Below are 20,853 nucleotides of genomic sequence, written 5' to 3'. Positions count from 1 at the left end.
GATGACAAAAACAAATTAAAAAGTACGAGAAGATTAATTTATAGGCACAAATAAATCGAACAATTCAATGATTATCAGCAACTTAAAACACTCATAATTCATCTGGTATTATTCTAGCGAACATGCGAAAACACCGTTAAATAAGTTTTATCAGTTACTCCATTTAAATATTATAATTCCAGCTAACATTCTTTTTATAACTCAGGTTTTATCGAAATGCATTACAACAAATGCGAAGCATTTATTCCTGGCATAAGCTTAGAGATTTGTATCTTTTTGATATTAAGAATAGTGAAAAGAGACGATCGTTTATTACCCGGCGGATTATTGGAAATATTTCAAAGACAAGCTTCCACTCGTAACCATTTTGACGGTTTTCGTATGGTGATATAAAGAATGATCAACAGAAAGTAACCGGACCAGATATTCCCGACTACTTTACACCGCGGGTCACCGACAAGTTTGCCTCACGGCATACAGTCCTCTCCCGCAAGCCCTGCCATTTCGGTCACATTCACAACAATATCCGCGTCGGGCTGCCGCGAAACAGAATCGCCCCGTGTTCACTCCCCATTTTCCAGGTAATGGCGAATGCAACATTTGGCTTTTTTCAACAAAAAATATTAGTAAATAGCGTACCACCGGACTCTTTCTACTGCATATTTATTGGCTGCCAAGTCCCGACCCCGGACAGGAAACAAGTCGACAACGCGGCAGGCTCCGTTCGGGCAATCGCCTGATTCAAAACCGGCGAAAACGCTTTTCAAGTTTTTTTTCAACTACACCTAACGAACTAGTTTATGAAAAAAAAACAATTCTACTCATCGCTTAATTTTGCCCGAAAACAACTTGCTCAGCTTGCGTGTGCCCTGGTGGTCGCCATGACCTGCTGCGTATGCGCCGCTGCACAACCCGTCTCCGGAATCGTGCTGGATGAATCGGGGTCGGGCCTGCCTGGTGTAAGCGTCGTCGTGAAGGGGACGGCAAACGGTACCACCACCGACACGAAAGGGAAATTTCAACTGGATGTGCCCGGTGAGAACCCAACCCTTGTTTTCAGCTTTGTCGGGTACGCTACTCAGGAAGTCCTCGTCGCCAAACGTACGAGCATTACCGTTAATATGGTGGTCGAAGATCGCCTGATGACCGAGGTGGTCGTGGTAGGTTACGGAACCCAGCAAAAAGTAAACGTCACTGGCGCAGTGGGCGTGGCAGATGCGAAGCGTATCGAGAACCGCCCCATTGCCAACACCGGCGAGGGGCTTCAGGGCGTAATACCCAACCTGAACATTACGGTCCGCAACGGAGACCCCGCTCAATCACCTACGTTTAATATCAGGGGCTATGAATCGATCAACGGCGGTGCTCCGCTGATCCTGGTAGACAACGTCCCGATGGACATCAACCGGATCAATCCCAACGACATCGAGAGCATCAGCGTACTGAAAGATGCCTCCGCTGCGGCCATCTACGGCGCCCGTGCGGCGTTTGGGGTTGTGCTCGTCACTACGAAAAGCGGCAAATCGGGGAAGGTACTGGTGAATTTCGGTACCCAGTTCTCCCTGGCCAAACCCATTTTCAACATGGATGTGGTGACCGATCCCTACCAGTTCGTGCTGGCCCGCAATGCGGCCAACATCCGGACCCTGGGCGCACCGAGCTACAACGACCAGTTCGTAGCGGCTGTCAAAAAGTACTCGGAAAACCCCATTCCTGAAAACGAATGGGGCGTCGTGGACGGCGCGCTTCAATACTACGGCTACAACCGTTACCAGGAAAAGATCATGACTGATTACGCTCCCACCAACCAGCAGGATTTGTCGATCTCGGGCGGTGGCGAGAAATCCAAATTCTTCTTTTCATTCGGACGGTATAGCAAGGATGGTTACCTGCGCTACAACAATGAGAAGTTCAAGCGGTATAATATCCTGATGAAAGCTGATTTTCAAGTCAACAAATGGCTCAATCTGTCAGAAAAAGTGGTTTTTAACTCTCAGAACAGCGATAAGCCGCACTTTTATAACTGGGACGTAAACATCAACTCACTGGCCAGGGTGAACCCGCTGCAAGCGATACAGTTTCCGGATTTGCCGTATTACATGACACCCGGAGATCACGACAAATACGCGCCTTTGATCGGCAAGTATTTCGGCGGAACGAACTTTTTCCCCTACCTGCTCGACGGCGGACGGGAAACCTTCACCAAAAACGACCTGTGGCTCTCGCAGGAGGCGGTGCTCACGCCCCTGCCCGGTTTGAAGATCACGGGGAATTTCTCTTACAATATCTACAATAATATCTATCAGGATGTTCAGAGCAAGGTGGAGATAGTGTCCCAGGATTTGAAAGAAGCCAATCCGATCAGTTATGGTTTCAGCGGTGATGACTGGATCAAGAATGTCAACGATTACAACCGGTATTATGTACTCAATACATTCGCGGAATATACATTTCAAAATCTGGGCAAACATCAACTGATGGCGCTGGTGGGTTATAACCAGGAAATGGGTAACTACCAATCTGCTACCGCTCAGGCCCGTTCGCTGATCACCCCTCAGGTTCCCGACCTGAATACCACCACCGGCACACAGCAGACGCTTGGCGGCCGGTCGCAGGTGGCATTACGCGGCGTATTCTACCGGGTGGCTTACAACTATGCCGATCGGTACCTGCTCGAATTCAATGGCCGCTATGACGGCACATCGCGCTTTCCTAAAAACGACCGGTTTGGCTTTTTTCCATCCTTCTCGGCCGGATGGCGGGTCAGCAATGAGAAGTTTATGGGCGGCACCAGCAGTTGGCTCGATAACCTTAAACTGAGGGGCTCTTTTGGAACACTCGGGAACCAGATCATCCAGAACCGTAGCACCGGCGCTCAAATCTATTACCCGTCCGTCTCAACGATGGGTTCGGGGCAAGCTCCCTACATTTTTGCAGGCTCGCTGATTCCCTATGTTTCGGCAGCCGGCCTGGTGAGCCCGACGCTCACCTGGGAGTCGGTTACGTCCAAAAACATCGGCCTTGACCTGACTATTTTAAGGAGCCGGCTGGATATGTCGTTCGACCTTTACACCCGCGACACCAAAAAAATGCTGATGAACGTGGCTTATCCGGACATTCTCGGCACGACGGCTCCCCAGGAAAACGCCGCAGACCTGCGCACCAAGGGATGGGAACTGTCGCTGACCTGGCGGGATAAGATCAAAAGCGATTGGAATTACGACGTTACCCTGGCCCTTTCCGATGCCAGCGCGACCATCACAAAGTTCCGCAACCCCTCCGGCGCGTTGCCCAATGAAGGCAGCGGGATTTACTACGAAGGTCAGAAACTGGGAGAAATATGGGGGTATCAAACCGTAGGGATATTTCAATCGGCCGATGCGGTGGCTGCGGCCCCCAACCAGTCGCGACTGGGCAACAACTGGCGTGCGGGCGACATTCAATACGCCGATCTGAATGGCGACGGCATCATCAGCTCAGGCAATAACACCCTCGGAAACCCCGGCGACTACAAGATCATCGGCAACTCCTCGCCCCGGTACACCTACGGGATCAATGCTAGCATCGGCTACAAGGGCCTGCGCCTTACCGCATTTTTCCAGGGTATCGGGAAAGCGGATTACCTGCCCAATAACGGAAACTGGAACTGGTTTTACCCCTTCAACGCAGGGCATGTCGAAAAGTATTACATCACCGACACGTGGTCGGAGACCAACCGGGATGCCTATTTCGCAGCTCCGCACATTTCTACCAGCGATAAAAAGAACATTCTGCCGCAATCGAGGTATGTTCAGAACGCCTCTTACCTGCGGGCCAAGAATATCATGCTCAGTTACACATTACCGTACGATCTGACGGGCAGGATCGGAATTTCGCGCGCACAGGTATTCGTGTCGGGAATGAACCTGTTCGAATTCTCGAAAATCCGCAAACCGCTCGATCCTGAAACGATCCGGACGCCGACGATCGAGTACCCTATGCAGCGTATCGGCACGATCGGGATCAATATATCCTTTTAAGCGGGCTAAATGCAATAGACGGTCTCGCCCTTTCTCGCGGGAGATGCATTGCAGCTAAGCTCATTAATACACAAATATTCAGTTGATTATAAATCAAATTTGTATGAAAGATATATTCTCAAAAACCATAGCGGTCATGGTACTGCTCTTGCTGGCGGGCTGTAACGATGAGTTTCTTGACCGGACGCCGATCGATAAAATTACCAACGCAACTTACTGGAATACTGAAAGCGATCTGGCGGTCTACAACAACAGCCTTTACAACATTGCGCGCAACGACTGGAAGATCCCTATTATGATGGGCCACACCGAGGGATTCGACAGCCACTTCGGCAATATCTGGTCAATCGACGAGCTCTCGGATAATATGGCCCCGCGCGAGCCGAGACACAACTTTTTCCAGCAGATCCGCGCGGGAAAATACAATGTACCTTCCAGCCCCGACTGGTTTGGTTACCAGGGTTGGGATTTTGTCAGGGCCATCAATGTGGGGCTTGCCAATTACGACCGCGCCAAGGTAAGCCAGGCTGTCAAGGACAAATACATTGCCGAAGCGCGGCTTTTCCGCGGATGGTTCTACGCCGACAAGGTACAGAAATATGGCGATGTACCTTTTGTAGAAAAAGAGCTGACGATTGATTCCGAGGAACTTTACGCCGCCCGCACCCCGCGCGCGGAAGCCATGCAGAAAGTACTCGAAGACCTGAATTTCGCAAGCCAGAAGCTGCCTAACAATTGGGGAGATGGCAATGCACCCGGCAGGATCAACCGGTGGGGAGCATTGCTGGTCAAGGCCAGGGTGTGCCTCTTCGAAGGCACCTTCAACAAATACCACGCAGCGGGTGACTCCAAAATGTGGCTGGAAGAAGCTGCCAAAGCAGCCGCGGAATTAATGGATACCGGCCCTTACCGCATTTACAGCACAGGCAAACCCCAGAGCGACTACAATGCCTATCACCGGATATTGGACCTGGCTGGTAACTCCGAGGTGATTTATTGGAGAAAATACAAAACCGGGGTCATTAACAACCACGTCCAACAATATTTCAGTTACACCGGCGGCGCGACAAAGAGCCTGGTGGAAGATTATCTCTGTACCGACGGACTGCCCATTACATTATCACCGCTGTATAAAGGCGACGAAACGATCGAAAGCACCTTCGAAAACCGCGACCCACGCCTGCGCCAGACCATTCTGCATCCCGAGGACACAGGTATCTACAAATACCATCTGGCCGACGGTCGCGCCTATCCGATGCTGGAAGGTATGCCCGGCGGAGGCTTTAAAACGACTACGGGGTATCACATTATCAAGCATTACAATGCCGATGATATGATTGGAAAGGCCTACAACACCGGCGAGTCACCGGCTATTACCCTCCGCCTGGGTGAAGCGCTTTTGATTTATGCGGAAGCGACGGCGGAACTGGGTACCATTAGCCAGGCCGATCTTGACAAGACCATCAATAAACTCCGCGACCGCGTAGGCATGCCGCACCTGCTGCTGTCCAAAGTCCCTGTCGACCCGCGTTACACCAAGGATGGTATCTCGCCGATCATCGCGGAAATCAGGCGCGAACGCCGAATCGAGCTGTTCATGGAAGGCCACCGGTATGCCGACCTGATCCGCTGGAAGCAGGGTAAAAAACTGGAAATCCCCGCCATGGGTATCCGGTGGAACGACGCAGCGAAAAAACGCTTCGCCGGTACCACCATGAAATCGGACATTGACCCTGTTTCCGGCAAAGAATACATCGCGGTGTACAAAGGTACCGACTACGAGATACCGGTTTTCGATGAAAAGAAGCATTATCTCTGGCCGATCCCACTGAATACGCTCGCGCAGAATCCCAAAATCAAGCAAAACCCGGGTTGGGAGTAACAATAGAGCATCAGTTTCATCCGACCGGTATGGTGACCGGTCGGATGATTTTCAATCAAAACACATCCATCAATATGAAAAGAGCGCTGACAATACTGGTTGCCCTGCAACTGTTCACCTTCGCCCGCCTTGCCGCACAGCCCGCTGTGGACAGCAGCCAGATCCTCAAAACACTCCGGCAAGATCATCCCCGGCTTCTCCTATTGAAAGGCGAGGAGAAAGCCCTCCTTACGCAAATCCGGAAATACCCGCAATGGCAAACCCTGCACAAGGCGATCCTCGATGAATGCGACCGAATGCTTGACGTAGCGCCGGTCGAACGGATCAAGATCGGTAAACGCCTGCTGGACAAATCCAGGGAATGCCTCCGGCGCGTTTTCATGCTTTCCTATGCCTACCGTATCACCGGCGAAGCGAAATACCTGGCGAGGGCCGAAAAAGAGCTGCTCGCAGTAGCAGCATTCGAAGACTGGAATCCCACGCATTTTCTGGATGTAGCTGAAATGACGATGGCGGTCGCTATCGGCTACGACTGGCTATACGAGAAACTGGGCGAACCGACCCGCACCCGCCTGCGCGAAGCAATGCTTACCAAGGGCATTAACCCCTCGCTGGACAAGACCTACAACTGGTTTTTGTCGGCCGAGCACAACTGGAACCAGGTTTGCAATGCCGGGATCACCTTTGGGGCGCTGGCAATCGCCGAGCATGAGCCTGCCATTGCCGCCCGGATCGTCAAACGGGCGGTGGGGTCGGTACCCAAGGCCATGCTACACTCCTACAAACCCGATGGCGCCTATCCCGAAGGATTCAGCTATTGGGGTTATGGAACAAGTTTCAATGTGTTGCTGATATCCGCATTGGAAAAGGCGTTGGGAACAGACTTCGGGCTTTCCGGTTCCGACGGCTTTTTAAAAACGGGTGCATTCATGCAGCACCTGGTAGGGCCAACAGGCATGGCACACAACTGGGGCGATAGCGGCTTAAAAGAAGGCCTCACTCCTGCTCTGTTCTGGTTCGCACAACGAACGCAGGATCCGTCCTTGCTATGGGGACAGAAAGCGCTGCTCTCCTCACCCGGCCAGACGGAAGTCAAAAACCGAATTCTGCCTGCATTGCTGATCTGGGGAACGCAAACCGAGCTTTCCGCCGTACACGCTCCGACCCAAACATTCTGGGCTGGCCAGGGTCCCTCGCCGGTTGCGCTCATGCGTAGCTCCTGGGAAAGGCCCCATGCGGTATTCCTCGGAGTGAAAGCAGGATCGCCGTCGGTCAACCACGCGCATATGGATGTGGGATCCTTTGTAGTGGACGCCCTCGGTGAGCGCTGGGCTATGGATTTCGGCATGCAGGATTACAATTCACTCGAATCCAAGGGCGTGGATCTTTGGAACCGGGCACAAAACTCCCAGCGGTGGGAAGTGTTCCGGCTGAATAATTTCGCCCACAATGTGATCTCGTTTGACGGCCAGCTGACCAACGCGAAAGGCTACGCCAGGATTGACGGCGCCACGGGAGAAGGCGCAAATATGCTCGTAACCACTCATTTAACGGAAATGTATCAGGATCAGGCCAAAGCGGTCAGGCGCGGACTGGGAATTATCGACCGGCGGTACGCCGTAGTGCGGGACGAGATCGAATGCGGCCCGAAAGAAACCACCATGCGCTGGAACATGCTCACCAGCGCCGACGTGCGGATTGTCGACGGGAAAACCGTGGAGCTTTCGCAGAATGGCAAGAAAATGTTCCTGATTTTTGATACACAAACTCCGATCAGCATTAAAACATGGCCTACCACGCCGCAGCATGACTACGACGCCCCGAATCCCGGGACGACATTTGTAGGTTTTGAAGCGAAGTTGGGGGCTAATACCCGTCATAGTTTTTCGTCCTACTTATCCGAATCCCGCGATGTAGCCCCCACTAAACCCCTGGCTGATTGGCCCGTAAAGCCATTGAAATGATTGCCACATTTCCTTAACAAGGATTGATATCCATAGTCAGCGAACCGTCTTTTTGTTCAGGGTCAGTGCTTTAAATGGGGTAACCTGCTACTTTCCTGCTTATTGATGATACTATTTTTCACAAACTGGTACATTTTGAAAAATTGTATTAGTATTATCAATACATTCCAAACCCACCATTATGAAAGCCGTTGAATTCCACCTGCCGCAGGACGTCGACAAGTCCTTCATTGTGTTTCAGGAAACCGGTGATTTCTTCCCCGCACCCTGGCATTACCATGCTCATTACGAATTTGTTATGGTCAACAAAAGCACCGGAAAACGGATGGTGGGTGACCATATCGGCTATTTTGAAGCGGATGATCTCGTGTTTATGGGCTCTCTGCTGCCGCACGTGTGGGTCAACGACCCGATCTACCTCGAACGCCGCGCGCCGGAAAAAGCCGATGCGCTGGTGATTCATTTCACGGACGATTTCCTGGGAGAAGATTTTATGAATATTCCGGAAATCGACAATTTTAAAAAGATACTCAAACTTGCTGAGCGTGGCATGGCTCTCCGGGGTGAAACTCGTTCGAAAATCAATGCGCTCATCCGCCAGATGCCCGCGCAAAACGGTTTGAAAAGGTTGTCGTCGCTGATGCTGATCTTCGATATCATGTCCAGTACAACCGAATACGACCTTTTGGCCAGCCCGCGCTTCGTCCAGAACTTCCATTACGATTCCTCCGACCGCTTCAAAAAGATCACCGGGTACATCATGCAGAACTTCGACAAGGACATAAGCCTTGCCGAAATCGCGTCGGTGGGCAACATGGGGGTTACGGCGTTTTGTAACTTTTTCAAGGAACAGTTCCGGGTAACATTCGTAGAATACCTCACCACCGTCCGCATCGGGCATGCTTGCAAGCTGCTCTCGCTGAACGACCGCAATGTGGTGGAAGTCGCTTACGAATGCGGGTTCAATAACCTCGCGAATTTCAACCGGCAGTTCAAAAAGCTCAAAAATATGACACCCAGCGATTACCGGAAGACGTTGATCGTCCGGTAATCGCCGGGTGGCTTTCCTGAAATATAGTATCAGTGGGCGAGTTGGTGAACGAGTTTCAGCAGTTGTTCGCGGATTCGTTCTTCCGAGCCCGCTGCGAGGCAGCTGTACCGGCAGCGCCAGGTTTCGTAACCGCCTTTTTGTATTTCGTGTGCCGGCGGTACGTAGCCCGCATTGCCATTCGCCATCGTAATGGTGAAATAGTGGTCGATGCCGGCTTCCGCTTTGAGATACAGCCCTGTTTCGGAGAAGAACTCGCCTGCCAGCCCGCCGATCACCCCGTTACCGATCCGAAATGCCTGCACAGGACAGTCCTTTTCCGACGGCATTTCATTAAGCAGCAACTGCTCCCGGGCATATATTTGCAGGAGCCCTTTCCCATCCGGCTCAATGGTCTCGAAAAGGGCCGTAGCCACGCGTCCGGCTGCTTCCTGCAATTCCGGTTCGGAAGGTTTTACAATGGCGGCGGTTAATGGTTCGTAAAGGCAAACAAGCGCAGGGTCTGTCTGCCATTGCAGGTTATCCAGCTGCGCCACAAGCCGGTCGGCCAGGTCGTGACCAATGAGCTCGCTTTTTTGAAAATGCGCTTTCGGGTATCGGTCGCTGTTCTGGAAGTCCCAGATGTTGACGTCGCCGCTGGTGCCGTTGCTCATTATACCCACGAATTCCCCTCCCGCGCGAAGGCATTCGCGCAGCCGCTCCGAAAAATAGCCGAAGTAGTCCGCCGAAATGGTGCCGTTCTCCCAGTCACCGACATAATGCAATGAATAGTTGGCCAAAATGCTGATCCATCGTCCGTCGAGCCCCTGCACAGCCAGGAAGCCCAGCTCGGGGTCGGTTGGTGCCGGGCTATGGTCGATCCATTCCTCCACACCGAATGGATTGGTTTTGACCTCATCCGCCTCTCCGGTAACCGGGTTGACGGGCACGTAATCCGGCTTCATCCGGTAGCGGCGGCACAACACGTGCTCGGGCGCCATCACCGACCCGAATGCGATCCGAGCGGGTTGGAGGTTTTGCAATGCAGCCTCCACCGCGGCCGCGATTTGCCCGGGAAGCCATTTCTCATAAGCGGGATCGATGCTTCCCAAATGCACGTCCGCCACAGAGCCTGCCGCGTGCGTATGCGTGCTCGAAATGAGCACATGCGAGGGTAACAAGCCCGTATGCGACGCAATAGCCGTTTTCACAGCATCCACGAACTCTTTCGGCATCACGCAAATGTCCACCACCACCAGCGCAACGGTCGTTTCGCCTTTTCGGAGCACCAGCGCTTTCGCAAACAGATCGTCGTGAATGTAGGTCGCGTAATGTGTGATGAAGTCGCCATTAATGCGCGTCCCGAGCGGCGGCGTAGTTTTTACACGCGCGCTCCCGGCGAGAAATGAAGTCGAAGAGTTTGACATTCCATTTTTGATTAACCAACAACTGAAAAGTTAACAGCTCATTGCCACGCATTTCGCAGGAAACGAAGCCAGTTCTGACTGAAAATATTGTCGATATCCTCGTCCTTATACCCCCGATCGCTCAGGATCGCTTCGAACTTTTGCAGGTCGGCGATGGAGTTCAGGTCCCAGGGCGACTGCTCGGTACCGAAAATACCGTCCAGATCGCTGCCGATGGCCACGTGCCGGCTGTTACCGGCGATCTGGCAGATGTGGTCCCAATGATCGGCCAGATGGGCGAGGCGGATGTCCAGCTGCCACGGGTCAGAAACCATGTCTATAAACCGGATATCCATCGCCCAGCAGTCGAGCATCCCGCCGATCACCGCCCCCCTTCCGATAAGCCTGCGAATCTGTTCGTCGGAAAGCTGCCGCTGGTTGGGCACTATCTTGCGTACGTTGTGGTGGCTCGACCAGACCGGCCCCTCGTAAAAATCCATCACCTGATCGAATCCCTCATCGGTCAGGTGCGTCGTGTCGAGTATCATATTCAGCTTCGACATTTCACGCATCAGCTCAAAACCCAGCGCCGTCACCGGCCCGAGCATTTTTGTACCAGGGGCATAACGCCCCGGCCCGAAATGCGAGAGCCCCACGGCCCGCAGACCATAGTCATAGGCCCGGTGCAGGTACGAAACATCCACCAGCGAATCAGCGCCTTCGAGGCTCAAAATATACCCCACGGGCCGTTTTTCATTCTCCGCCAGCGGCTGCGCCCACCGTTTCAGATGGTTTTCCAAGCCTGTCAGGTCCGTGATCTGCACCATCTCTCCGAGCGCTTCCATTTCGCGGTACCAGGCTAGCTGCGCCTGCGTCATCGCCCAGGCCTGCTGCGGCGAGTTCCAGCCTGCTAATGCGCTGCCATACGGCGAGTAGCGGGCCAGTTGCGTGGCCACCACAATGCCGATATTGCCCTTACGCAGCTCCGGAAGGCATACCGTGCCTTTGCCCCGGTCGTTCTTATCCTTCATATTCATTTCCCGCTGACGGATCTCGTCCAGCGGCCGCGAGAGGTCGCGGTTCCATTCAATGGCGTTCATCGCCAGGTCAAGGTGGGCATCGAATATCAGCCTGCTCATGTCAATGGGATCCGTTTCTAAGATTTAACACCGTTTCTTCGGCATGGTGATACTTCGTGATCAGTTCGCTGATCTCACGACTGAATTTACCCGAAAGATCCCGCCATTTCCCAGCCTCGCCCGGTGCATAGCTGTAAAAGCCTTTCCCGGCATCCATTCCCCATTCTTTATTGACAATCATTTCCTTAAAAAACATCGGCAGCTCCGTGTCCCGGGCGAGCTCGCGATTGAGCTCCTTCATCACCATTCCGTAGGCATAGGTGCCCATCAGGTCCATATAGCGCAGGTTCCCGGCAAAGGGCAGGTAATACCCGGCGTCGTTACGGCAGGCGCGGTCGACGTCCTCCACATTGGCATATCCATTTCCAACCAGGAAAAGCGCCTCCCGGATCAGAGCACCCATCAGGCGCATACGGATGCCCGTGTTGCCGTGGATCACGTACGGATCTTTGTTCCAGGTTGTCCTCGCGATATCGGCAATATACCCCGCATGCGAGGGATGGGTAAGGTTATTGGTAATGATTTCCAGGAAAAACGTTGAGTCTGCCGGTTCCGTCCAGTTCAGGCTGATGATGCGTCCGGGATACAGTGCATGCTCCTGCAATGTGTCGAGCCCGATGGTTTCGGTGTTAATGCAGATCAGTGTTTCAACCGGTACACATTCCTCAACCTCACGGATCAGGCGCTTTTTAGTATCTGAATCCTCTTCCGTAACCAGTATCGCCAACCGGATATCGTCCGGCAGCGCTCCGTCCAGATCGTCGAGCACCGCCCATCCTCCCTGAACCAAACAGTTGGCAATGCTGCCCGCTATCGGATGGGTTCCCAGCAGCAGCACCGGTTGGTTGCTTTGCCCCCTTTGTTTCATCGGTTCACGCTTCGTTTAGATCTGTTTCAACACCTTTTCAGCGGCTGCAATAGCTTGTTCAATATCTTCGTCGGTGTGCACGGCGCTGATATACCACAAGCCCCGGCCAATGATCCGCACGCCCTCCTCATGCATGGCAGCGATGAATTTGCCCAGTTTGGCCTTGTCGGCTGTCAGGGTATCGCGGTAATCACTGTTTTTTTCCAACGATGTGAAACTCGTCGCGAACATAGGGCCCGGGCCCTGGATGAGCATCGAATGCCCGCTATCGGCCGCGGCTTTCCGCAAGCCGGATATCAGTTTTTTCCCAAAACGGAACATTCGTTCGTGCGGCCGCTCCTTTTCCAGCACGGTAATGGTTGCCAGAGCGGCTGCCACCGTAGGGTTCCCGGCATTCATCGTCCCGGCATGGATCACCTTCGCCTGCTCGATCAACTGCATCCATTCGTATTTCCCCGCAATAGCACTGATCGCGTAGCCGCTGGCGATGGCCTTCGCAAATATGGAAAGGTCGGGCGTGATGCCGAAATACTGCTGCGCGCCGCCCAGTGAGAGGCGGAAACCGGTAATGACCTCGTCGAAGATCAATGCCACATTATGTTCCGTACAAATATCCCTCAATCCCTGCAAGAAGCCGGGGTTGGGCTCAATGCAGCCGCTGTTACACATCACCGGCTCGGTAATGATAGCGGCGATCTCATGGCCGCGTTCGGCGATGGTTCTGGCTACGAGGTCAAGGTCGTTCCAGGGCAGAATGATAAATTCATTCTCGACACCCTCCGGCAGTCCTTGCGTCCAGGGGAATACATTCGGATACTCGCGGCTACCCAATGCTTCCGCCGACGGCGCGCTGATACCCCAGCAAACATTGTCCATCCAGCCGTGATAATGCCCCTCGAACCGGAGGAATTTGTGCTTGCCTGTTTTCGCCCGCGCCACGCGGAAAGCCGTTTGCACCGCCTCCGAACCATCGAGGCAAAAACGCATCAGCTCGGCCGAAGGGATCAGCTGGTTCAGTTTTTCAGCCAGCTCGATTTCGCGGATATGCTGGCCGGCAAAGAGCTGGCCCTCCTGCGAATACTCGTTGACTGCGCGCAGCACTTCGGGGTGCGAATGGCCGAGGATCAACGGCCCCTGGCTCAAAGTGAAATCGAGGTATTCGTTGCCATCGACGTCGTAAATCCGGCTGCCGCGCCCGTGCGTGTAGAAGAGCGCGTGCGGATGGTTGTATTTCCTGAATTCGGAAGAAACGCCGCTGGCGAGCACCTTTTTGGCCCTTTCCAGTAGTTCGGCTGATTTCTGGTAGCTTTTCATTGTAAATAGGCTTTTACTTTTCCGGCAGAATATTCCGCCGCTAATTGATGTATCTCCCGGTTGAAGCGGGCAAAGGCATCGTCCCACTGCTGGCCCTCGCCGGGCTCATAAGGGTAAAGTCCGTGGTCGTTATGGACGCCCCGCGCACCTTCGCGCACCATTCGCTGCATGATTTCGGGCACTTCGGTGCTGTTGCTGAGTTGCGGAAACAGGCGGGGCAGGATCGCGTTGAAATCTTTCAGACCCAGGTAATCCATGCGCCTGAAAATACCCATCAGCGTCATCCACGAACCGGCATCATACCGGAACGCCTTGTCCACATCCTCGGCGGTGGCATGGCCGGTCTCGATCTGACTGAATATCTCGCGGTATACCGCGTACATCAGCCGGTTGGTAATGAACCCGCGGATGTCTTTCCGAAGCAGCGTCGGCTCCTTGCCCCACCGGTGTGCCAGCCGGAAAACACGTTCGGCAAAAACCGGGTCTGTTTGCTCGCCGCAGGTAATTTCCAAGAACCGGGTCATGAATGCCGGCTCGGCCCAATGAATACCCAGGAAACGGGCCGGGGTATCGATATGCTTTTGAAGCTCGCTGATGGGAATGGCCGAGGTGTTGCTGCCTACAATGCAATCTGCGGCCACAACGGCGGTAATTTTCGCATATACCGATGCCTTGATTTCCGGCCGCTCGATCACACATTCGATCACAAGCTGGCAACCGGCCAATGCGGCGTAGTCTTCCGAAACGGTAAGCATGCCGAGGTATGGCGGCAACGCACCGACCAACCCGGCTTCCCGGCATTGGCGAAGCTGTCCTTCGATCCGCCCGGGGGCTTCTGCTGCCTCGGATGCGAGGGGTGCAATGGCTTTCACTGAATGGCCCGCGAGGAGCAATGCGGCTACGATGCTGCTACCCATCAGGCCCAGCCCCACCACGCCTACCGGAGGTTCGTTTATCATATCCAGGTCAGGCGGGGAGTTTGACGATGCAGTCGATCTCGACTTTGATATTTTCGGCCAGCACGGATTGTACGGTTGTGCGGGCTGGTTTGATGCCGGGGAAGTATGTAGCGTACACAGCATTGTAGCGATCAAACTCGCTGATATCCGCCAGATGTACCGTGCATTTCACGATGTTTTCCATCGAGCCGCCGGCCGCTCCGATAATCGCGGCAATGTTGTCCAGTGTGCGTGCAGTTTCCTCCTCGATTGTTCCCCGCACAAACTGCGATGTCCGGAAGTCGACGGAAGCCTGGCCGCTTACAAACAGAAACCCGTCGATGAGAACGCCGTCGGAGTAAGCGCCGGTGGCGAACGCCGGGTCGCGATCAGGATGAACTATCTTTTTCATAAAAACAAAATATAATTTCAAAAAATACCCTATTCACAAAAGTACGTATCACCTATCGCTGCACGCTCCTACTTTTCGCTTGATTACTGATACTATTTTTTACAGGATTTCAGGCATTCAGCCCTCCATCCATAAGAATATTTTCACCATTAATGTAAGCCCCCGCATCCGAGGCCAATAACACTACAAGCCCTTTGATGTCGTCCTGATTGGCCATGCGTCGGAGGGGCACTTTTTTACAATAGTTATTCAAAAACGCCTGCGGCTGGTTGTTGAACAGCCCGCCGGGACTAATGCAGTTGAACCGGATGTTCCTGCCCGCATTCATTTGCGCCATATAGCGCGTCAGGTTGATCAGTCCCGCATTATGAAAGAAATAGTCGGGCGGCAGGTCGCCCATGTTTACGGTACCCTCGTAGTTGGAGAGGTCCGGACCAAACATGCCCATCATCGAAGCGATGTTGATCACGCTGCCGCCGCCGCTTTGCACGATGAGGTCGGTCATTTCGCGCAGCAGGTCCATCATACCCGTCGCATTCACCTGCATCGACTCTTCAAACTGGCTCAAAGAGGCATTGTAGCCCTTCATAGGCCGCGACACCGCATTGTTCACAAAGCCATCGAGCCTGCCAAACCGGCCGAGCACATCCGCCTTCAATGCCATTACCGACTCATGCACTGCCTGGTCGGCCTGCATCGGGTGTACATCCAGCCCGCGCTCGCCGAACATCGCCGCTGTCTCCTGCGCCAAAGCCAGTTCCCGCGAAGTGGTGATCACCGTTGCATCCGCCTCCGCGAGGCCTTCCACAATGCATTTCCCATATTGCCCCGATCCCCCGGTCACGAGAATGACCTTGTTTTTCAGGCTCAGTAAATCTTTGACATTCATAACATTAAAAGTTTTTATGAATCAACACCTCCGCACCGCCCCTTTCCAGGCTTTCCTTCGCTCCGATGATGACCTGCATGATCTTTACTGTTTTTTCAAATGCAAGGCGCGGTTTCCCCTCCTGCACCGAGCGGATAAATTCGATGATATTGTCCCGAAACATCGCGTAGGAATTGCGGATATCGATCAACTTCCAGCCCTGCTGACCAAAAAGCGAAATCTGGAAAGTGCCCGTAATGTCCATGAAAAGGTGGAGCATTATATCTGGACCGTCGGTCATTCTGAGGTGGATAATTTCTTTGTCGGGCCGGCCGATATGCCGCACCGAATGGGGCACGGGATCTCCCAGGATGCCGAAAATACCTTCGAGCAAATGCACGCCATATTTCTTCCAATCCTTCTTGCCTACGGCCGTCACCAGCTCCATTTTTCCTAAGGATTTGATTTCCTGCCGTGCAATGCGGCATTCACTGGCATAACGCATGGACGAGCACGACATCAGGAACTTGCCTGCGCTGTGCTGCTGTGCAAACCACGCCAGGTCTTCCCGGGAGTAGGTCAATGGTTTATCAATGAAAATCGGCACGTCCGCTTCGATGAACGGCGCCGCCATTTCGCGGTGGTATTCAGGATCGTCGCGGGCAAGGATCACCGCATCCACTTCCCCGATCATCGCCTCCATGCGGGCGCATACATGCATAATGCCTGCGCCGCGTGCAATGCTTTCGGCGATTGCAGGCTCCTGCGCCCATACGTGCGTCACCTGTGCGCCGGGAATTCCCAGCGTGTCCCGGTTTGCTTCAAGGTAGGCGGTCACGGCCGGGTAACCGATGCGCACAATCTCGTCGCCGTCGAAAACGCCATTGATGATGGCCGACCACGAGTAGGGGTGCGCATTGCCGGGACTCATCCCGATGATTCCGATTTTCAGCATTAGTTCAGTTTTTAGCACAGCCATCCCATCCTGTCCCAATACGGCAGGTTCAGGAAATCCGGCTCGGGATAGGCCATCTGGCTGGCGGTTTGTAATATATGAGGATCCATAACAGGTCCACCGGCCGTTGCCAGCGCATGATGCAGGTATTCAGGCTTATCGATACCCACCAACACCGACGCTATGCTTTCGAAAGACAATGCAAAGCGGGTAGCCAGCCTCGGCAAATCGGGGAAATCAGGGCCCAGCAAGGTCCGGTAGCCGCCGATGTGACGCTCCACATCGGCCAGCGCCGGATGCAGGTTCTTGCCGCGGTCGCTCAGGAGGCCTTTCATCAGCACCGACCTGACCACGATACCCACGCCTTGTTCGGCGGCCGCACCGAAACACACCGCATGGCGCTGATCCATGAGGCTGAACGGCAGCTGGATCACATCCCAATGCCCTTTGTTGATCGCAATGGCCGTTTCGGACGCGAGATAGGTGGATGCTCCCGTCGCGCGAATGACACCGCGTTGTTTCAGCTCCTGAAATGTTTCGGCAATGACTTCATTTTCCAGAATTTCCTGATCCGCCTGATGGAGCATAAAAAGATCTATATAGTCGGTTTGCAGCTCGCGGAGGCTTTCGTGCAGGGAATTTTCAATGAAACTTTTCAGGGTGTGGTCCGATGGCAGCTGGCCGTCGGCTCCCCGGAAATGCCGGCACTTGGTCGCGAGCACGATTTCACTTCTTTGGGAGCTAAAAGCTTTGCCCATAATGGTCTCGCTGGCGCCGTACAGCCGGGCCGTGTCGAAAAAGTTAATACCTTTTTCCAAAGCCTCATGCAGAAGACCGATGGCCTCCTGCTCCGAAAGCATATCCTCCCGGCTATGCACACCGATACCGTAAGGCACGCCTATCTCCACCCCGCCGAATGCGATTTCGGACACCTGCAATCCGGTACGTCCCAGTGTTTTTCGTTTCATTTGGAGCCGCTTTCGAGATAGGAGGATGACTGTCCGGCTGTGGTGGCGCCGAAAGATTTTATGAGGTCGAAGCAGTAGTTTTTCAACCCTATCACGTCCGCACCGACATTCACAAACTGGTAACCCATTGAAACGAGTTCACTCAGATTGCCCGGCCCGCCTACCGTACCGGCAAACTTGCCGTGTTTACGGGCCATCTCCGCCACCCGGATACGCGTTTCGAGCAATTTGGGGTGGTCCCATACGCCGGGCGCGCCAATGCCCTGGCTAAAATCGCCGGGACCAAAGAAAAGCATATCGTAACCATCAAGTGCCGCGATCGCTTCAAGGTTTTCCAGCGGCTCGGGATCTTCGATCTGGAAAATGACAAAACGCTGCCGGTTGGCCTCTTCGAGGTATGCGTTAAAATCCATGGCAGTATATGCCCCGTCGGCATTACCGCCGTCGATAGGCCGCCAGCCAATGGGATGGAAACGCGTCATTTCGATTACCTTCCGGGCGTCGTCAAGGCTCATGATATGAGGTACCATAATGCCGGTAGCGTCGAGTTCGAGCGGGCGTACATAATCGCTGTAACTGCCACGGGGCACACGCACGAGCAGGTCCGCATCCTGGGATTTCGAAGCCCAGACACATCCGGCCAGCACCGACCAATCGAGCCCGATATGCTCCTGATCGGCCCAGACGCAATCAAAACCGGCGATTCCGGCCATCTCGGCCACGCGAGGCTCGGACAGGTTCATTTTGAAACAACTGACAATTTCGCCGGCCCGCAATTTGCGCAGCACCCGGCTTTCGCGCATTTTCAATGTCATGGTATTAAGAGTTTCGCCCTTCGTGGCAATTAAAACAATCGGTACTATTTTTCCCGCTGGCAGATTCTGATCAGGGCATAAGCCGCCGCGGCCATCACATCATAATCTGCTGCGCTGTCTTGCAGGGAATGCTTGTTCTCAAACATTCCGGTGAGCACTGGGACGGCGGCTGAATCCCCCCTTTCGGCCAGCGCCATCGCCATTTCGGAACGGGCTCCTTTTTCCGGGGAAGTACTGTATTTCATAAGCAATTGCCGTAGCTGGCCCACCTGCACATCGGGCTGCCCGCCGGACGTTACCCAGGCCGCGCTCAACAGATATACTTTTGTCGGCGAGTCATCAGGTTCTTCGAGCGCGGCGCGGGCCAATAGCTGCCATTGATCTGCTTCCAAATCCCCAAGCTGCCGTAGTGCATAGGCCGGGATCGTTTTGCCAGGCCCATGCGAGCCGGACGGCGATGCCAGATTCCCGATCAGTTCCTGCTTCACCTTTTGCCGCTCCTGCTCCGAGTGAAAAGCCGTACTCCAGAGCGCGTATATTGCCAGCGAAGGCACATTGCTACTAATCGCCCGGCGCGTAATTTCAGGCGCCTCGGCAAGTGTCGATTGATGGAGTTTTGCCAGGGTTTCGGCTGCGTGAATACGGTCCCGGCCCTGTTCGTCGAGGAAAGCTTCCTTAATTTTACCGGACCATATTTGCCTGTCGGCTTCCCCACGCGAGGCCTGGTGCAACACGCGCCAAATTCCCACGCGGTATTGCGGCCTGTTCCCCAAGCGCGTTTCTTCTTTCAGGAACACTTCTCTGACGCCCTCCGGGTAACCCGCCCAAAGCAGATATTCGGCGGCATGTACTTTCACCCATTCCTGCTGTTCGTGCAACACCTTTTGCAGCAATGCGACATAGGTCTTTTCCCGACCGGGGCGCTGCGCCAAACCAACCGATAACACACTCATGAGCAAAAGAGTAAGAAGCAATCGCATATTCTGACATTCTTTAAAATCTTTTCGAACCTTAGGTTCACCCGATAGATTCCGGAATCAAGTGGAATGGTAGCCATTGCAATGCCGGTTTAATTGCCAGTTTGCAGAATGGTCCCGGCGATATGCCTTGTGCCGTTCCCGATGTTGAAATAATAGGTAACAAGCACCTCTTTCGGGTTCAATTGTACCGCCCAGGGATAGCCGATGTCGCTGCCGCCGCCATCCTCCCGCAAAACGATTTCCTTTGAAGTAGCAAAATCAGTACACTCCGCATTCAAAATCCGGGCGCGTATGCCATAGGGCTTGTGCCTGTACCCGTACACGAGCAACACGCGCTTGTCGGGCAGGCGCATCGCCTGCATGGGATGTCCCTGAAAACCCATTTGCTCCCATTTGCCGAATGTCTTTCCGCCATCTGTCGATCGCGCAATGCAGGCCTGGTCGTTCATCTCCGCCGTCCGCAGGAAAGCCACCAGGTCGCCTTTGGGTGTTTCGTAAATGGATGTCTCGTTAAACGACGCTTTTTCATCGGTAGCCACGACGCTGCTGTATTTCCAGCTCATCCCTTTATCCTCCGACACGAGCAAATGGTTGGAGGTACGCTTCGGCTTGTTCGATTCGCTGGCGGCTACCACCCAGAATATCCTCCCGTCTTTCCCTTCATACATCGCTCCGCGATTGTACGCCGCGACGGGTTTCCCGAAGGGGTCCAGGTTTATCTCGGGCTGCACGCGCGGGGGGTAAATAGGCCCTTTCCAGGTTTTGGCACCGTCGGTCGAGCGCAGGATATAACCGCCGAGAAACACCGCTCCGGAGGTCTCGAAATAGGGCTGTTTAAGTTTTTCCATGCCGTCCGGCCGGAGAAATGCCCATCCGTAACTGGCACACAACAACGTACCGTCCTTTAATTGCAGCAGGCAAGGGTCCTGTGAGCCGCCGAAAGGGTGTGCGTACAGCAACTCCGGCTCTTGCGTCCAGGTGACGCCATCCTTCGACTTTACAGTGACCAGATAGCTGTTGGGATCCACGTGGCTGCTGGATTTCTCGCCGAAATTCTTCCGCTCCGGCGCCCGACGGAACGCGACCAGGATTTCCCCGTCTTTCTTTTTGACCACCGACGGGAACGTGGAATAAAACCGGGCATCCTCGTAGATGATCACATCGCGGACTTTTCGCGGACCTTTGAGGCTATCGGGGCCAAAGTCTGTGCTGGCATGGGCTACCTGCCCTATCACCAGCGCGGCCACGAGCATGTAAATTCGTAGAGTATTCATAAGATTCAAGCGTTTTGAGAATAG

At 53.9% G+C, this 20,853-nt stretch carries 16 protein-coding genes; 4 read left to right on the top strand and 12 right to left on the bottom strand.

Going from position 1 to position 20,853, the window contains the following annotated elements; all coding sequences use genetic code 11:
• Positions 1 to 800: 800 nt before the first annotated feature.
• The 4 genes from ACQ4MZ_RS17370 to ACQ4MZ_RS17355 all read left to right on the top strand — a co-directional run bounded on the left by ACQ4MZ_RS17370 (position 801) and on the right by ACQ4MZ_RS17355 (position 8,916).
• Complete coding sequence (locus ACQ4MZ_RS17370) at positions 801 to 4,019, top strand: SusC/RagA family TonB-linked outer membrane protein (RefSeq protein WP_430846709.1); 3,219 nt, start codon at positions 801 to 803, stop codon at positions 4,017 to 4,019.
• 103 nt (positions 4,020 to 4,122) lie between these two features.
• Positions 4,123 to 5,901 carry a RagB/SusD family nutrient uptake outer membrane protein gene (locus ACQ4MZ_RS17365; protein WP_430846707.1) on the top strand — a complete coding sequence of 593 codons (1,779 nt, stop codon included), beginning with the start codon at positions 4,123 to 4,125 and terminating at the stop codon, positions 5,899 to 5,901.
• A gap of 74 nt (positions 5,902 to 5,975) precedes the next feature.
• Positions 5,976 to 7,865, top strand: coding sequence for a heparinase II/III domain-containing protein (locus ACQ4MZ_RS17360; protein WP_430846705.1), 1,890 nt, complete (start codon positions 5,976 to 5,978; stop codon positions 7,863 to 7,865).
• Positions 7,866 to 8,046: 181 nt separating this feature from the next.
• Complete coding sequence (locus tag ACQ4MZ_RS17355; protein ID WP_430846703.1) at positions 8,047 to 8,916, top strand: AraC family transcriptional regulator; 870 nt, start codon at positions 8,047 to 8,049, stop codon at positions 8,914 to 8,916.
• A gap of 29 nt (positions 8,917 to 8,945) precedes the next feature.
• Here ACQ4MZ_RS17355 and ACQ4MZ_RS17350 read toward each other — a convergent pair whose 3' ends face one another.
• From ACQ4MZ_RS17350 to ACQ4MZ_RS17295, 12 genes are all read right to left on the bottom strand, one after another.
• Complete coding sequence (locus ACQ4MZ_RS17350) at positions 8,946 to 10,319, bottom strand: hypothetical protein (protein WP_430846701.1); 1,374 nt, start codon at positions 10,317 to 10,319, stop codon at positions 8,946 to 8,948.
• Positions 10,320 to 10,357: 38 nt separating this feature from the next.
• Positions 10,358 to 11,437 (bottom strand): dipeptidase, encoded by a 1,080-nt coding sequence (locus ACQ4MZ_RS17345; protein WP_430846699.1) that lies wholly within the window; start codon positions 11,435 to 11,437, stop codon positions 10,358 to 10,360.
• A 1-nt stretch (position 11,438) separates the two neighbouring features.
• Positions 11,439 to 12,305 (bottom strand): 3-hydroxyacyl-CoA dehydrogenase family protein, encoded by an 867-nt coding sequence (locus tag ACQ4MZ_RS17340; RefSeq protein ID WP_430846697.1) that lies wholly within the window; start codon positions 12,303 to 12,305, stop codon positions 11,439 to 11,441.
• 15 nt (positions 12,306 to 12,320) lie between these two features.
• On the bottom strand, positions 12,321 to 13,619 hold the full coding sequence (locus tag ACQ4MZ_RS17335; protein WP_430846695.1) for an aspartate aminotransferase family protein: 1,299 nt from the start codon (positions 13,617 to 13,619) through the stop codon (positions 12,321 to 12,323).
• Entirely contained in the window at positions 13,616 to 14,578 is a 963-nt protein-coding gene (locus ACQ4MZ_RS17330) for a 3-hydroxyacyl-CoA dehydrogenase family protein (RefSeq protein ID WP_430846693.1), read from the bottom strand. Before ACQ4MZ_RS17330 ends, ACQ4MZ_RS17335 begins: the two co-directional genes overlap by 4 nt.
• 7 nt (positions 14,579 to 14,585) lie before the next feature.
• Positions 14,586 to 14,969 (bottom strand): RidA family protein, encoded by a 384-nt coding sequence (locus ACQ4MZ_RS17325; protein WP_430846691.1) that lies wholly within the window; start codon positions 14,967 to 14,969, stop codon positions 14,586 to 14,588.
• A gap of 109 nt (positions 14,970 to 15,078) precedes the next feature.
• Entirely contained in the window at positions 15,079 to 15,858 is a 780-nt protein-coding gene (locus tag ACQ4MZ_RS17320; RefSeq protein ID WP_430846689.1) for an SDR family oxidoreductase, read from the bottom strand.
• Positions 15,859 to 15,862: 4 nt separating this feature from the next.
• Complete coding sequence (locus tag ACQ4MZ_RS17315) at positions 15,863 to 16,792, bottom strand: Gfo/Idh/MocA family protein (protein ID WP_430846687.1); 930 nt, start codon at positions 16,790 to 16,792, stop codon at positions 15,863 to 15,865.
• 11 nt (positions 16,793 to 16,803) lie between these two features.
• A complete protein-coding gene (locus tag ACQ4MZ_RS17310; RefSeq protein ID WP_430846685.1) occupies positions 16,804 to 17,760 on the bottom strand; it encodes an aldo/keto reductase in 957 nt (318 codons plus the stop codon).
• Positions 17,757 to 18,575: an HpcH/HpaI aldolase family protein gene (locus ACQ4MZ_RS17305; protein ID WP_430846683.1), complete on the bottom strand. Its 819-nt coding sequence runs from the start codon at positions 18,573 to 18,575 to the stop codon at positions 17,757 to 17,759. Before ACQ4MZ_RS17305 ends, ACQ4MZ_RS17310 begins: the two co-directional genes overlap by 4 nt.
• 44 nt (positions 18,576 to 18,619) lie before the next feature.
• Complete coding sequence (locus ACQ4MZ_RS17300) at positions 18,620 to 19,528, bottom strand: hypothetical protein (RefSeq protein ID WP_430846681.1); 909 nt, start codon at positions 19,526 to 19,528, stop codon at positions 18,620 to 18,622.
• Between the two features lie 116 nt (positions 19,529 to 19,644).
• Entirely contained in the window at positions 19,645 to 20,829 is a 1,185-nt protein-coding gene (locus ACQ4MZ_RS17295) for a sialidase family protein (RefSeq protein WP_430846679.1), read from the bottom strand.
• Positions 20,830 to 20,853 lie beyond the last annotated feature (24 nt).

This window comes from Dyadobacter sp. BHUBP1, from assembly GCF_050587785.1.
Taxonomy (GTDB): domain Bacteria; phylum Bacteroidota; class Bacteroidia; order Cytophagales; family Spirosomataceae; genus Dyadobacter.
Note: the sequence above shows the minus strand (reverse complement) of the source record. Positions and strands in the feature narration are given on the sequence as shown.